This is a genomic window from Paraburkholderia xenovorans (assembly GCF_046030735.1).
Classification (GTDB): Bacteria; Pseudomonadota; Gammaproteobacteria; order Burkholderiales; family Burkholderiaceae; genus Paraburkholderia; species Paraburkholderia xenovorans_A.
Genome location: NZ_JAQQBV010000013.1, coordinates 18678 through 32869, shown reverse-complemented (window position 1 = coordinate 32869; position 14192 = coordinate 18678). Strand labels below are relative to the sequence as shown.

The window sequence follows — 14192 nt, the reverse complement described above, 5'->3', positions numbered from 1 at the left end:
CTTTTTTCTCACGCGCATGTCCGGCCGCGCGCTCGTGGTCCGCAGCAGACATCTGGCACCGCTTTATATGAACCATCGAACTGGGCGGAACGACGAATCACCCGACCTCGCGCGCGATCTCGCGATGGTGAGCCGCATCGAGGCCGTGCCGTCGATCCTGCGCCTGATCTGCAAGAACACCGGAATGGGCTTCGCGGCAGTCGCCCGCGTGACCGATCGCACGTGGACCGCCTGCGCGGTGGAAGATCATCTGAACTTCGGGCTGCTGCCCGGCGGCCAGCTCGAACTGGAGACCACGCTGTGCTTCGAATCGCGCGCGGCGCGCGCGCCGATCGTCATCGACAACTTCAGCAACGATCCTGTCTATCGCGGCCATCACACAGCGCGTATCTACAATCTGGGCAGTTATATTTCCGTTCCGATCGTTTTGCCCGACGGCAGCTATTTCGGCAATTTGTGCGCAATCGATCCGCATCCGGTGGAGTTGTCGGGTGCGCGCACGGTCGGCATGTTCGAGGTCTTCGCCGATCTGATCGCAATCCAGATCGTCACCGAAGGCAGGCAGAAAGCCGTCGAGGACGCATTGCAGCGCGAACGCGAGATCTCCAGCCTGCGTGAACAGTTCATCGCGGTGCTCGGCCACGATCTGCGCAATCCGCTGTCGGCGGTTAGCGCGACTGCCGAACTGCTCGCGTTGCGCAAGAACGAGCCCGATCTCGTCAAAATCGGCCAGCGCCTGAAAACCACCACGTTGCGCATGGCGCGTCTGATCGACGACGTGCTGGACTTCGCGCGCGGCCGGCTCGGCTCGGGCATCGGCGTATCGATCGACGACGTCGACGATCTGGGCGCGGCGTTGCGGGTGGTGGTGGCGGAAGTGCGCGAGGCCAATCCGGACCGCGTGCTGGCAGACGATCTGGCCATCGGCACGCGGGTGCGATGCGATCGCACACGGGTCCAGCAGTTGCTGTCGAATCTGCTCGGCAATGCGGTGACCCACGGTTCGGCGGCGTTGCCGGTGATCGTGCAGGCTCGCGTGGAGAACGGCGAATTCGTGCTCAGCGTGTCGAACGGCGGCAACCCCATCGCGCCCGAGGTGTTGGGCCGCGTGTTCGAACCGTACTGGCGGCCGCCCACCAGCAAGCCGGGCGGCGGCCTCGGACTCGGGCTTTATATCTGCAAGCAGATCGTGAGCGCGCATAGCGGCACGCTCGAAGTGCGCTCGTCCGACACCGACGGCACCTGCTTCGTCGCGAGGTTGCCGGTCGGGGTTTGAGCCTCACGCGGCGCGGGCGATCGTTCCGGCCGCTGTGCGTTCAGCAGTTTCTGTCGCGGGTCGCTCCGCGTTCCACTCGTTCATGCGTTCGATGCTTTCGCGGCCGGCAGACTCTTCAGCAACGCGCCGGCAACGCTGTCGATGCGCCGCATCCCCATATAGATCGCAAGCGTGGTGCGAGTCGCCGCGAGCCGCTCGCCAATCCGTATTGCACGTCGGCTCACAGCGAATCGCGGCACGCATTCCGCGTGAGCCGGCCGCACGCGCACAGTGCTGCGTCGCACCATCCCTGTGCCTCGCTGCATCAAATTGCGCCGTGCCGGAGATCGGCCGCACGAGCGTGCCATTCATCGCGAATGCCCGCCAGGCGCAGCACCCGCGCTGAATCTACGCACCTGGCATAGCCTTTGCGTTTAAGGCGGTCGACGGATCAACGTGGATTCGTCGCGAGTGCAACAACAAGGCGCTCGCCGCAGTACAGGTCAGGACAACGGCGTCCCCCGGATTCAGTCATCGACTGGGTTCGCGGGACGCCGTTTTTATTTCGGGAATCGCTTTCGTGCAGCAGCCTGGCAACAGCCGGCCGCGGCGATGCGAGCCCAGCACTTCGAAGGAAACCGCGGTCATGAAAATCATCGTTATCGGTCACGGGATGGTCGGCCACAAGCTGGTGGAAAGCCTCGCGCAGGATGCCGCGCACGGCCTCGACATCACGGTGCTGTGCGAAGAGTCGCGGCCCGCGTACGACCGCGTGCATCTGTCCGAATTCTTTGCGGGCAAGACCGCGGACGATCTGTCGCTGGTCGAAGCGGGTTTCTTCGAGCGCCAGAATGTGCTCCTCAAGCTGAACGCGAAAGCGGTGGCGGTCGATCGCGAAGCGCGCACCGTGAGCGTGTCGACGGGCGAGACGTTGCCGTACGACAAGCTCGTGTTCGCGACCGGCTCGTATCCGTTCGTGCCGCCGGTGCAAGGCCGCGAGCGCGCCGACTGCTTCGTGTACCGCACTATCGACGACCTCGAGGCGATGCAGGAATGCGGCGCGCGCTCGAAGACGGGCACGGTGGTGGGCGGCGGTCTGCTCGGGCTGGAATGCGCGAAGGCGTTGCGCGACATGGGGCTGCAAACGCACGTGGTCGAATTCGCGCCGCGCCTGATGGCCGTGCAGGTCGACGAGGGCGGCGGCCGCGTGCTGCGCAGCAAGATCGAGGCGCTCGGCGTCAGCGTGCATACGCAGAAGAACACCACGGCGATCGTGGACGGCGAGAACGGCACGCACCGCATGCAATTCGCCGACGGCAGTTTCCTCGACACCGACATGATCGTGTTCTCCGCGGGCATCCGTCCGCGCGACGACCTCGCGCGCGACTGCGGCCTGACGCTCGGCGCACGCGGCGGCATCGTGATCGACGACGCGTGCCGCACCAGCGATCCGCACATCTACGCGATCGGCGAATGCGCGCTGTGGAACGGCCAGTTGTTCGGGCTCGTCGCGCCCGGCTACGAGATGGCGCGCGCGGTCGCGAAGCAACTGCTGGGCGGCGCCGCCGAATTCACCGGCGCCGACATGAGCACCAAGCTGAAGCTGATGGGCGTGGACGTCGCGAGTATCGGCGACGCGCACGGCGCCACGCCGGGCAGCCGCGCGTATCAGTTCAGCGACGAACGCAAGCAGGTCTACAAGAAGCTGGTGGTGTCCGAGTGCGGCAAGTATCTGCTCGGCGGCGTGATGGTCGGCGATGCGAGCGAATACGGCACCTTGCTGCAGATGATGCTCAACCGCATCGAATTGCCGGAAGCGCCGGAGTTCCTGATCCTGCCCGCTGCCGACGGCAACGCGAAACCCGCGCTCGGCGTCGAAGCATTGCCGGCGTCCGCGCAGATCTGTTCATGCAACAACGTGTCGAAGGGCGAACTGTGCGCCGCCGTATGCGCAGGCGCGACCGACATCGCCGCGCTGAAAGGCGCGACGACCGCCGGCACGTCGTGCGGCGGCTGCGTGCCGCTCGTCACGCAGGTGATGAAGGCCGAGATGAAGAAGCAGGGCATGGCCGTCAACAACCACGTGTGCGAGCACTTCCCGTATTCGCGCCAGGAGCTGTATCACCTGGTGCGCGTGGAAGGCGTGCGCAGCTTCGGCGAATTGCTCGCGAAGCACGGCCGCGGACTCGGCTGCGATATCTGCAAGCCGGTGGCGGCCAGCATTCTCGCGTCGTGCTGGAACGAGTTCGTGCTGAAGAAAGAGCATGCGTCGCTACAGGACACCAACGACTACTACCTCGCGAACATTCAACGCGACGGCACCTATTCGGTCGTGCCGCGCATGGCCGGCGGCGAAGTGACGCCCGACGGTTTGATCGCGGTCGGCCAGGTCGCGAAGAAATACGGTCTGTACACGAAGATCACCGGCGGCCAGCGGGTCGATCTGTTCGGCGCGCGCGTCGAACAGTTGCCGCTCATCTGGGAAGAGCTGATCGCCGCTGGTTTCGAATCGGGCCACGCGTACGGCAAGTCGCTGCGCACGGTGAAGTCGTGTGTCGGGTCGACGTGGTGCCGTTACGGTGTCGGCGATTCGGTCGGCCTCGCGGTCGAAATGGAAAACCGCTACAAGGGCTTGCGCACGCCGCACAAGATCAAGTTCGGCGTGTCCGGCTGCACCCGCGAATGCGCGGAAGCGCAGGGCAAGGACGTCGGCATCATCGCGACCGAGAAGGGCTGGAATCTGTACGTGTGCGGCAACGGCGGGATGAAGCCGCGCCATGCCGAACTGCTCGCGTCCGACCTCGACAAGGACACGCTGGTGCGCTACATCGACCGCTTCCTGATGTTCTACGTGCGCACCGCCGACCGTCTGCAACGCACCAGCGTGTGGCGCGACAACCTCGAAGGCGGTCTCCAGTATCTGATCGACGTGGTGGTCGACGATCGCCTCGGTGTGGCCGCCGAACTCGAAACGGAAATGCAGCACGTGGTGGACACGTACGAATGCGAGTGGAAGAAGGCGGTCACCGATCCGCAGACCCGCAAGCGCTTCCGTCACTTCGTCAACAGCAGCGAAGCCGACAGCAACGTCACGTTCGTCGAAGAGCGTGGGCAGATCCGGCCCGCGACGGCGGCTGAACGTCTGTCGAAGATCGCCGGGATTCCGGTGGTCGTCGAGACCGTCTGATCCGTTGCGACGTTTTATCAGCCCGTATTTTTTATCGTTTTCGCCGAGGACTTTCGCCATGAACACCGACCGCCTGCCGCAATCCTGGACGCCGGTTTGCCCGCTCGACGAGATCGTGCCGAACACGGGCGTCTGTGCGCTCGTCAACGGCGAACAGATCGCCGTCTTTCACGTGCATGGCGACGACGCGAACACCACGGTCTATGCGATCGAAAACTTCGATCCGGGCTCGCAGGCGGCGGTGCTGTCGCGCGGGCTGATCGGCAGCTTCGGCGAACGCATCGTGGTGGCCTCGCCGATCTACAAGCATCACTTCGATCTGCGCACCGGCGAATGCCTCGAAACTCCCGCGTATTCCGTCAGCGCGTTTCCCGCGCGCGTGGAAGACGGCCGGGTGTGGGTCGCGGTTTGATTACCTCGATTTCTCCACTCATTGCGTAAGCCGTCGCGTTTGTCATGACCTCGAAAAACGTCAAAACCGTGTGTCCTTACTGCGGCGTCGGCTGTGGAATGGTGCTGCACGTGGACGACGGCCAGGTCGTGAAGATTTCCGGCGACAAGGAACATCCGGCGAACTTCGGGCGGCTCTGCACGAAGGGGCAGTCGGCGCATGTCGCGTTGCGCAAGTCGGGCCGGCTCGAAGGCGCGTTCGTGCGCCATGAGCGCGACCAGGACCCGGCACCGTTGCCGATGGCGCAGGCGATCAGCACGACGGCCGCGCGCCTGCGCGGTCTGCTCGATGAACATGGACCGGATGCGTTGTCGTTCTACGTGTCGGGCCAGATGTCGATCGAGGCGCAGTATCTCGTCAACAAGCTCGCGAAAGGCTTTGTCGGCACCAACAACATCGAATCGAATTCGCGGCTGTGCATGGCGAGCGCGGGCAGCGGCTACAAACTTTCGCTCGGCGCGGACGGCCCGCCAGGATCCTACGACGACATCGATCACGCCGACCTGTTCTTCGTGATCGGCGCGAATATGGCCGACTGTCACCCGATTCTGTTTCTGCGCATGATGGACCGCGTGAAGGCGGGCGCGAAACTGATCGTCGTCGATCCGCGCCGCAATACGACCGCGGAGAAAGCCGACCTGTTCCTGCAGATCAAGCCGGGCACCGACCTCGCGTTGCTCAACGGGCTCCTGCATCTGCTGCACGAAAACGGCGCGACGGATGCCGCTTTCATCGGCGAGTTCACCGAAGGCTGGGACGGCATGCCGGCGTTTCTCGCGGACTACACGCCGGAGCATGTCGCGCGAATCACGGGGCTCGCCGCCGACGACATCCGCCGCGCCGCGCAACTGATCGGCGCCGCGCCCGAGTGGATCAGTTGCTGGACGATGGGCCTGAATCAAAGCACGCACGGCACGTGGCATACCAACGCGCTGTGCAATCTGCATCTGGCGACCGGCAAGATCTGCCGCCGCGGTAGCGGGCCGTTCTCGCTGACTGGTCAACCCAATGCGATGGGCGGCCGCGAAATGGGCTACATGGGGCCTGGTTTGCCGGGCCAGCGTTCGGTGCTGGTCGAAGAAGACCGCGCATTTGTCGAACACCTGTGGGGCATTCCGACAGGCACGCTGAAGACCGCAGTGGGCAACGGCACCATCGACATGTTCACGCGGATGGCAGCCGGCGAGATCAAGGCGTGCTGGATCATCTGCACGAATCCGGTGGCAAGCGTCGCGAATCGGCAGAACGCGATCGCGGGGCTGCGGGCCGCCGAACTCGTGATCGCGCAGGACGCGTTCCTCGATACCGAGACCAATCGTTACGCCGACGTGCTGTTGCCCGGCGCGCTGTGGGCTGAAGCCGAAGGCGTGATGATCAACTCCGAGCGCAATCTCACGTTGATGCAAAAGGGCATCGAACCGCCCGGCGCCGCGTTGCCGGACTGGCAGATCATTGCGCGCGTCGCGTGTGAAATGGGTTTCGCCGACGCGTTCAGCTACACGAGTGCCGAAGAAGTTTTCGCGGAGATCACGCGCGCGTCGAATCCGAAAACCGGCTACGACCTGCGTGGCGCGAGCCATCGCCGGCTGAAGGATGCGTCGCTGCAATGGCCGCTCGCGCCGCTCGCCGCCGACGCTGCCGCCGAACGCAATCCAGTTCGCTATCTGAACGACGGCATCAGCCAGACGCTGAAGGAACGCGCCGACGGTTCGCGTCCGCGCCTCGTGTTTCCGACTGCTTCGGGCAAGGCGATGTTTTTCGCGCGCGCGTTTGCGGCGCCGGCCGAATTGCCCGACGGCGAATTCCCGATCGTGTTGAACACGGGCCGCTTGCAGCATCAATGGCACACGATGACCAAGACCGGCAAGGTCGCGATGCTCAACAAGCTGAACCCCGGGCCGTTCGTCGAGCTTCATCCCGAAGACGCCGCGACGCTCGGCATCAAGGCCCGCGATCCCGTGGAGATCCGCTCGCGCCGTGGCCGCGCGGTGTTGCCGGCGGTCGTCACCGATCGCGTGCAGGCCGGCAATTGCTTTGCGCCGATGCATTGGAACGATGTATTCGGCGACGACCTGTGCATCAACGCGCTCACCAGCGATGCGATCGATCCCGTTTCGCAGCAACCCGAACTTAAATTTTGCGCGGTGTCGTTGAGCCGGGCGTCGGTCGCGATCATCGAACCGATTGCGCCGGCCGACGATACGGCGCTCGATGAAACGCCTGCGGTGGCAAACGTAGCGACGCCGATCGGCGCAGAGGAACTGGATATGCCCCGTATCGAAGCACTCACGAATCTGTTGCAGCTTGCGCCGGTTCCCGCGTTGACGCTCACCGATGCCGAACGCGCGTACCTTGCCGGTTTCGTCGGCGGCTTGCGTTCGGCGGAGGCGCAAGGTGTCGCGGGCGTGCCGGTGTTGCCGGTGTCGGCGCCGGTCGAACCGGCTAACCGCTTGTACGTCGACGGTTTGCTCGCGGGACTTTATAGCCGCAGCGGTACGCATGCGCCTGCATCGAATGGCGCGCTCGCCACGCAGAGCGTGCTGGCCGCCGACTCCGCGCAGGCAAGCGGCGTGCGCATCGTGCGCGCGCGTCCGAAGGTCACGCTGCTGTGGGCCTCGCAAACCGGCAACACCGAATCGCTGACGGAACGTTACGCGACGCGTCTGATGGAATCCGGCTTTGAAATCCGCACGACGTGCATGGCCGACTATCAGATTCCGGCGCTCGCCAAAGCGCAATACGTGCTGCTGATGTCGAGCACGTTCGGCGACGGCGATGCACCGGACAACGCACAAAGCTTCTGGACCCAGCTTGCCGCCGACACCGCTGCGCGTCTCGACAACGTGCGCTACGCGGTGCTCGCGCTCGGCGATCGCAACTACGATCAGTTCTGCGGACATGGCCGCCGTCTCGACGAACGTTTCGCGGCGCTCGGCGCGCTGCGGCTGCTCGATCGCACGGATTGCGACAGCGAGTTTCAGGAGAGTGCGGACGCATGGCTCGAACGGATCATCGCGCGCATCAAGGAAGAAGACGCCGCGTTGCACAGCGTGCCGCCCGGCGGGATGATCAACGCCGTGGTGCCGGGCACCGTGCCGACCAAAACGCAGCCGGCCGCGTCGCGCCTCGTCAAGAATCTGCAACTGAACAAGCAGGGCGCCGCGAAAGATACGCGCTACTTCTCGCTGAGCACCGGCGACCCGGCGCTCGAATACGAAGCCGGCGATGCGCTCGGCGTGTGGCCGAGCAACTGCCCGGAGCTCGTCGACGAATTGATCGGCCTGAGCGGTTTGACGGCGGACGCACCGGTGAGCGTGTCCGGCGCGGGCGAGATGCGGCTCGCCGACGCACTCGGCAAGCACTACGAGATCGCGCGACCGAACCCGGACGCGTTGGCGTTCATCGCCGCGCGCACTCGCAGTGGCGCGTTGCGCGATCTGCTCGTGGCGGAACGCAAGGCGGACCTCAAGCAATGGCTATGGGGACAACAGCTTGCCGACGTGCTGCATGAGTTTCCCGTCGAGCTGAGCGCCGCGGAATTGACGGGAATGCTCAAGCGCTTGCAACCGCGTCTGTATTCGATCGCGTCGAGCCCGAAAGCGCATCCGGGCGAAGTACATCTGACGGTTTCCGCTGTGCGTTACAGCAATGGACGGCGACATCGCAAAGGCGTGTCGTCGACGTTTCTTGCCGATCGCGCGGGCGATGTGAACGTGCCGGTCTTCGTGCAGAAGTCCGCACACTTTCGTCCCCCTCGTGTTGCCGGCACGCCGATCGTCATGGTCGGTCCCGGCACCGGCGTTGCACCGTTTCGCGGCTTCCTGCACGAGCGGCGTGCACGCGGCGATACGGGACGCAACTGGCTCTTCTTCGGCGAGCAGCACGCGGCCACCGATTTCTACTATCGCGACGAACTTGAGGCGATGCGCGACAGCGGTCTGCTGACTCGCCTCGATGTCGCGTTCTCGCGCGATCAGACGGAAAAGATCTATGTGCAGGACCGGATGCGCGAGCAGGGTGCGCAACTGTGGTCGTGGCTCGAAGAAGGTGCGCACTTTTATGTCTGCGGCGACGCCAGCCGGATGGCAAAGGATGTCGACGCGACGCTCAAACAGGTGGTCGCTCAACACGGCGGGATGAACGACGAAAAGGCCGCCGACTATGTGAGCCGTCTTGCGCAGGAAAAGCGCTATGTACGCGACGTTTATTGACGATATGACGCGGCCGCAACGGGCGCGACGAAACGGTTTTGAAGAGCAGGCATTGAAGTTTGTAGAGAGGGTCCCGGATGGCATGGAGGTTGCATAAGCAGACCGGTATTCAACCTCGTGACCATTCCAGTGCGTGATTGCCAAACGGGACGCCAACCCCGTCGACCACGCGGTGTGCGGAACACGCGAAAAAACAGTATTTGTGAGGATGTCTGATGAAAAACGTGATGAGTTCCTTGAAGACCGGAGACTGGCGCGCGCTGGTCGCCTGTTTCCTCTATTTCGACACCGGCTTCACCGTGTGGGTGCTGTACGGACCGCTCGCGCCGTTCATCAGCAAAAGCATTGCGATGACGCCGGGGCAGCAGGGCTTGCTGGTCGCGGTACCGGTGCTGTCGGCGGCGATTCTGCGCGTGACGCTCGGCAACCTCTATCAATCGGCGCACGGCAAACGCATCGCGTTGATGGGCGTGTTGCTGTCGGCGGTGCCGACGATCGTGCTGCCGCTGATGCCGTCGGTGCCTTCGTACACGGTGCTGCTGGTGCTCGGCGTGTTCCTCGGTGTGGGCGGTGCGAGCTTCGCAGTCGCGTTGCCGATGGCGGGCAGCAACTATCCGCCGAAGGTGCAGGGCCTCGTGCTGGGTCTGGCCGCGGCCGGCAACATCGGCGCGGTGCTCGACGGCTTCCTGTTTCCGCAACTGGCCACGCATTACGGCTGGCAACTGGCGGCCGGCGGCGCGCTGCCTTTGCTGGCGATCGCGGCGATCACGCTGTACTTCTGGGCCAACGACGCGGGCATCAAATCCGGTAGCGTCGCGCGCGCATTCGGCAGTTTCGCGGTGACGCTGGTCGGTCTGATCGTGCTGGTGTTGATGGTCGAAGCGGGGCTGTTCGGTTCGGGTAAAACCGGCGTGCTGCTGTTGCCGGTGATCGGCGCGCTGCTGGCGATCGCGGTGCTGCCGTCGCGTTATCGCGCGGTGCTGGCCGAACGTGACACGTGGGTCATCATGCTCGTGTACAGCATCACGTTCGGCGGGTTTGTCGGCATGTCGTCGTATGTGACGCTGCTGCTCACCAATCTCTATCAACTGTCGAAGATCGACGCGGGGCTCTTCATGGCACTGCTCGCCGCGACCGGCGCGATGGTGCGCCCGCTCGGCGGCCTGATCGCCGACAAGGTGTCCGGCGTGCGCGCGCTGACCGTGCTGCTCGCGATCATCTCGCTCGCCGACCTCGTGTTCGCCGCGGTCATGCCGACGCTTGCCGGCGGCATCGCGTTGCTGCTGGTGCTGTACGTCGCGTTCGGTCTCGGCAATGGCGCGACGTTCCAGCTCGTGCCGCATCGCTGGGCCGGCCGCACCGGTCTGATGTCGGGCATCGTGGGCGCTGCCGGCGGGATCGGCGGTTTCTATCTGCCGGTCGTGATGGGCATCGCGAAGGAAAGCACGGGCAGCTATCAGATGGGCTTCGCAACGTTCGGCGCGCTGGCCGCCTGCGCGTTTGTCGCGATCGTCGCGCTGCGTCGTCCTTGGATGGCGTGGTCGATGAACGCCGGCGTGATTCACGCGCATGCGACGGAATAACGCCGCTGGGCATTCGCGCCTATCGCTGCGTTCGGGTGTGTGTGCTGAAAACGCAGCGGGTCGGGGCGAAGGCCGGTTGGGGCGACGGGGTTAATCGGAATATAAGAGCTTCACATGAGCATCACGAAAGAGCGGGTTCAAGCCCCGCCGTCCGCAGCGATCGAAGTGGATGTGTCCAGCGAGGTGTTGAGTTCGTTGATCAATATGGCGGGGCGTCAGCGGATGCTGTCGCAACGTATCGTGCTGAAAGCGATTCTGGCCTCGCAGCAGTTCGACGGCGCGCTGGCGATCGCGCGCGACACGCTGCGCACGTTCGCCGACAGTCACGCGGTGCTGGTCGAAGGACGCAACGGCATGCCGGGGCTTTTTTCGGCGGCGTTGCGTCAGGCGTTCAACGGTGCGGATAACGTCGCGCAGCAGATTGCCGGGTTCATCGCGCTGGCGTCCGTTGCGCTCGACGCGATCGAGCATGGGTTGCCGCGCGCGCAGGAAGCCTTGCACGAATTGATCGACGCGGTCGATCCGCTACTCGCGCATTTGCATCGGGTGACCGCTGTCTACGAGGACGAAAGCCGGCGGATCGCGCAGTCGCAGAAAAAGGGCCAGCGGGATCTGATCGAGCGGATCAAGTCGATCGCGAAAGAAGCGCATATCGTGTCGTTCAACGGACAGATCGTCGCGAGCCGACCCGACGTAAGCGGTCGCGAGTTCGCGGTGATCGCCGGTGTGATGACCAACATCACGCGCGAACTGGAAAACGTGGTGAGCGCGTTCGTGAAGAAAACGGCGATTTGATGACGGCGGTCTGGCATCGCGCAGGCCGGTCGACGTAAAGATGCAGGGCTTCCCCTGGTGCGATTGTTTTGGCGCGACGCGCGCGAATCGCACATTCCACCGTTATGCTTGGCGTTTTGGAACGTCAGGTAACCGTAATGGACAACGTGTGGCAGGTCGTTTGGGCAACTTTCAAGGCGGAATTCTCCGACCTCGGCAGTGTTGCCGACGTCACTCAGGTGCTGATGCGCCTCGGCCTTGCGCTCATTCTGGGCGGGGTTATCGGTTTCGAGCGGGAGATGTCGCAGCGCGACGCCGGCATGCGCACGCACATGATGGTGGCGGTCGGCGCGGCGTTGTTCGTGGTCGTGCCGCTTCAGGCCGGCTTCTCACAGGACAACATGAGCCGGGTGCTGCAAGGGCTGGTGTCCGGTATCGGCTTTCTCGGCGCGGGCGCAATCATCAAGCTCAATGCGGAACGCGAAGTGCGCGGGCTGACGACCGCCGCGAGCCTGTGGCTCAGCGCGGGTGTGGGTGTGGCAGCGGGACTCGGGCGCGAGGCTACTGCGATTCTGAGCGTGGTGATTGCGCTTGCGATTCTGTCTAGCGCGCGTTTGTTCAAGGCTAGGGGTGGGGTGGAGAAGTAGGAGGGTGACCCGCTAGCCGGCTGCGACGAATCCGTCGCGAAAGGCGTTGAAGGCGGATTCGATGAATGCGGGTGTTGGCTCGAAGAGTCTCGCGTGGTGGCCCATCATGTGTTCCAGAATGCGCGGATAGTCCTTCCCTAAAGCGAGAACCTCGGTGATCAGCTTGCGTGTTTCCGCCGAAGCCAGCGCCGCAGTATCGCGGCCGAGCAGAGCGGCGCCAGCGAGTTCCAACTGGTGCTCGTAACGCTCGACGAGTTCATAAGCGTCGCCATACAGGCGCTCGTGATTGCCGGCGGCAGCGTAGTTGCCGAGCAGAAAAAGCAGATCGACCGCGTCCTTTCTATCCGTCGCGTGACGATCGTGCCACGCGACGATTTTCAACATTGCCTGGCCGGGCAGCGAGGCAACGGGCACCACGAGATCCGCGGCGACACGCACGATAACAGCGTGCGTTAGCGCTTCGGCAAAACCGGCGACGTTCATCCGTATCGCGTGATCCGGCGGCCACGCGATTTCGCTCGCGCCGGCAGTGCCGGCTGGTTGCGCGGCACTGCCAATATCGCCTTCAACACCGCCGAACGGCACGATGTCCAGCCACATCAATTCGCCGCTTGCGGGATCGCGATAGTACAAACGATGCGCTTCACCGCGTTGCTCGAAGACGCCGCTTGCGACGAGAGCCTGTTTGAGCGCGGTATGCCCGGTCCAGCTTTCCACGTTCACGCCGATATCGACGTCAGCGGTGGCGCGGGTGACCTCGATGCCGTGGACGTGCGTGAGCATGATGTCGCGCGCGGTGGCGCCACCGACGAACCAGTCGACCCGCGCGGCGTGCGCGGTCGCAGCGACGTGCCGCAACAATTCGACGACGAGCGTAGGCAGCGGCCGGTTCGGGATCGGATCAAGCGGCAAGGAACTGGTCACGGAGCATTCGCGCGGTTTCGATATTGCGGGAGTCGCCGGTGGCGATCAGGTCGGCATAAACCAGCACCGGATGAGCGACCGAGGGCGGCACGCCCGGCGTTTCGACCGGCAGCGCCGGCGCCGTCAGGAATTCTACGTCGCCCTGCGGATCGAGTCGCAGACGGGCGTCGATCATCCACTGGCGTGGCACGTTTTTCTGACAATAAAGCGTGACGATAACCGGCTTCAGATAGCCAGTGAGCAGCGCGGCGGCGACTTCGCCGCCGAATTGGCAATGTTCGCTAGCGGGATCGATATCGCGCCACCATGACGGATCGGCGGCGCGGTAGCGGTTCAGCAACAGCTGGCTGCGCAGGCGGGAAGGGTATAAGGCGGCCCACTCGTCGAGCAGGCGGCCTGAATCGGCAAAGACGAAACCGTCTTTGCGCGCGACGATGTCGCCGCGCTCGACTAGGTCGCGAAATGTCGACTGCGCGGTGCCGAGACTGACATTGGCGCGTTGGGCGATCGCGCGTTGGCCCGCATTGATCAGCGCCCTATCGCACAGCAACGCGAATACGACTTTCATCCCCTTGGCGGTCCACGCGCGTTCCTTGATCCGGCTGGCCGCGCTATGGCGCTTTTCCCCCGAAATCATGATCAGGTTGCCGTTGCTCTGTACGACGGCATTGCCCGACATATCGAGCGCGTCGAGCCCCAACTCACGGCAATGCTGCAGCAGACCGGGCGACAGGTAGGGGGTGACGATCACGAACGGATCGTCGGCGCGGATATCGGCCGTCGATTTGATCGTGGCAAGCGTGGCGAAGCGGTCGATATTGTCGACCAGCAACACAGGTCGCGCCCATTTTTCACCAGCGGCGCCCTGGAACTGGATCTTCGCGGGATAGTGGGCGCGTTGCGGCGGCCGCAATATCCGGGTAGATATACCGGTAGCGGCAGAAAATGCGTCGGCAGCGGCCTGAATGGTCGGATCCGGCACGAACGGCGGCGGAGTCTGGCGTGGCATGGGCCTACCCTTGTTCAATTTTTACGAGTGTATACGGAACGTGAACAGCTTGCAAAATTGAACAGCGGTGACCTTTGAGGTAGCTCTTTCGAAACCGTGAACCAAAGAACCGTTCAGAAAATCCGTCTGTTTACGGAACGTGAACATCGAA

Annotated in this window: 9 protein-coding genes and 1 pseudogene; 7 read left to right on the top strand and 3 right to left on the bottom strand. The window is 63.9% G+C overall.

The window, feature by feature from the left end; all coding sequences use genetic code 11:
• Positions 1-67 precede the first annotated feature (67 nt).
• Entirely contained in the window at positions 68-1276 is a 1209-nt protein-coding gene (locus PQQ51_RS14665) for a GAF domain-containing sensor histidine kinase (protein ID WP_408497505.1), read from the top strand.
• A 101-nt stretch (positions 1277-1377) separates the two neighbouring features.
• On the opposite strand, the pseudogene PQQ51_RS14660 reads toward PQQ51_RS14665, so the two are convergent.
• Positions 1378-1467: pseudogene (locus PQQ51_RS14660) on the bottom strand (uroporphyrinogen-III C-methyltransferase); the annotation flags it as partial.
• A gap of 434 nt (positions 1468-1901) precedes the next feature.
• On the opposite strand from PQQ51_RS14660, the gene nirB reads away from it, so the two are divergent.
• The 6 genes from nirB to PQQ51_RS14630 all read left to right on the top strand — a co-directional run bounded on the left by nirB (position 1902) and on the right by PQQ51_RS14630 (position 12108).
• Positions 1902-4442, top strand: coding sequence for a nitrite reductase large subunit NirB (nirB, locus tag PQQ51_RS14655; RefSeq protein WP_408497504.1), 2541 nt, complete (start codon positions 1902-1904; stop codon positions 4440-4442).
• A 58-nt stretch (positions 4443-4500) separates the two neighbouring features.
• The gene (gene nirD / locus PQQ51_RS14650; RefSeq protein ID WP_408497503.1) at positions 4501-4854 is read left to right on the top strand and encodes a nitrite reductase small subunit NirD; all 354 of its coding nucleotides are present in this window, start codon (positions 4501-4503) and stop codon (positions 4852-4854) included.
• 44 nt (positions 4855-4898) lie between these two features.
• Positions 4899-9104 carry a bifunctional nitrate reductase/sulfite reductase flavoprotein subunit alpha gene (locus PQQ51_RS14645; RefSeq protein ID WP_408497502.1) on the top strand — a complete coding sequence of 1402 codons (4206 nt, stop codon included), beginning with the start codon at positions 4899-4901 and terminating at the stop codon, positions 9102-9104.
• A 215-nt stretch (positions 9105-9319) separates the two neighbouring features.
• Positions 9320-10687: an MFS transporter gene (locus PQQ51_RS14640; protein ID WP_408497501.1), complete on the top strand. Its 1368-nt coding sequence runs from the start codon at positions 9320-9322 to the stop codon at positions 10685-10687.
• A gap of 114 nt (positions 10688-10801) precedes the next feature.
• Entirely contained in the window at positions 10802-11482 is a 681-nt protein-coding gene (locus tag PQQ51_RS14635; RefSeq protein ID WP_408497500.1) for a type IV pili methyl-accepting chemotaxis transducer N-terminal domain-containing protein, read from the top strand.
• A 137-nt stretch (positions 11483-11619) separates the two neighbouring features.
• Positions 11620-12108 (top strand): MgtC/SapB family protein, encoded by a 489-nt coding sequence (locus PQQ51_RS14630; protein ID WP_408497499.1) that lies wholly within the window; start codon positions 11620-11622, stop codon positions 12106-12108.
• 12 nt (positions 12109-12120) lie between these two features.
• On the opposite strand, the gene PQQ51_RS14625 is transcribed toward PQQ51_RS14630, so the two are convergent.
• Entirely contained in the window at positions 12121-13032 is a 912-nt protein-coding gene (locus PQQ51_RS14625) for a nucleotidyl transferase AbiEii/AbiGii toxin family protein (protein ID WP_408497498.1), read from the bottom strand.
• Positions 13010-14041 (bottom strand): type IV toxin-antitoxin system AbiEi family antitoxin, encoded by a 1032-nt coding sequence (locus PQQ51_RS14620; RefSeq protein WP_408497497.1) that lies wholly within the window; start codon positions 14039-14041, stop codon positions 13010-13012. The genes PQQ51_RS14625 and PQQ51_RS14620 overlap by 23 nt, the downstream gene beginning before the upstream one ends.
• Positions 14042-14192: the final 151 nt, after the last annotated feature.

Bases quoted from the DNA above. Each gene is read 5' to 3' on its own strand.
- PQQ51_RS14665 (WP_408497505.1), top strand. From the start codon at position 68: ATGAACCATCGAACTGGGCGGAACGACGAATCACCCGACCTCGCGCGC.
- nirB (WP_408497504.1), top strand. From the start codon at position 1,902: ATGAAAATCATCGTTATCGGTCACGGGATGGTCGGCCACAAGCTGGTG.
- nirD (WP_408497503.1), top strand. From the start codon at position 4,501: ATGAACACCGACCGCCTGCCGCAATCCTGGACGCCGGTTTGCCCGCTC.
- PQQ51_RS14645 (WP_408497502.1), top strand. From the start codon at position 4,899: ATGACCTCGAAAAACGTCAAAACCGTGTGTCCTTACTGCGGCGTCGGC.
- PQQ51_RS14640 (WP_408497501.1), top strand. From the start codon at position 9,320: ATGAAAAACGTGATGAGTTCCTTGAAGACCGGAGACTGGCGCGCGCTG.
- PQQ51_RS14635 (WP_408497500.1), top strand. From the start codon at position 10,802: ATGAGCATCACGAAAGAGCGGGTTCAAGCCCCGCCGTCCGCAGCGATC.
- PQQ51_RS14630 (WP_408497499.1), top strand. From the start codon at position 11,620: ATGGACAACGTGTGGCAGGTCGTTTGGGCAACTTTCAAGGCGGAATTC.
- PQQ51_RS14620 (WP_408497497.1), bottom strand. From the start codon at position 14,041: ATGCCACGCCAGACTCCGCCGCCGTTCGTGCCGGATCCGACCATTCAG.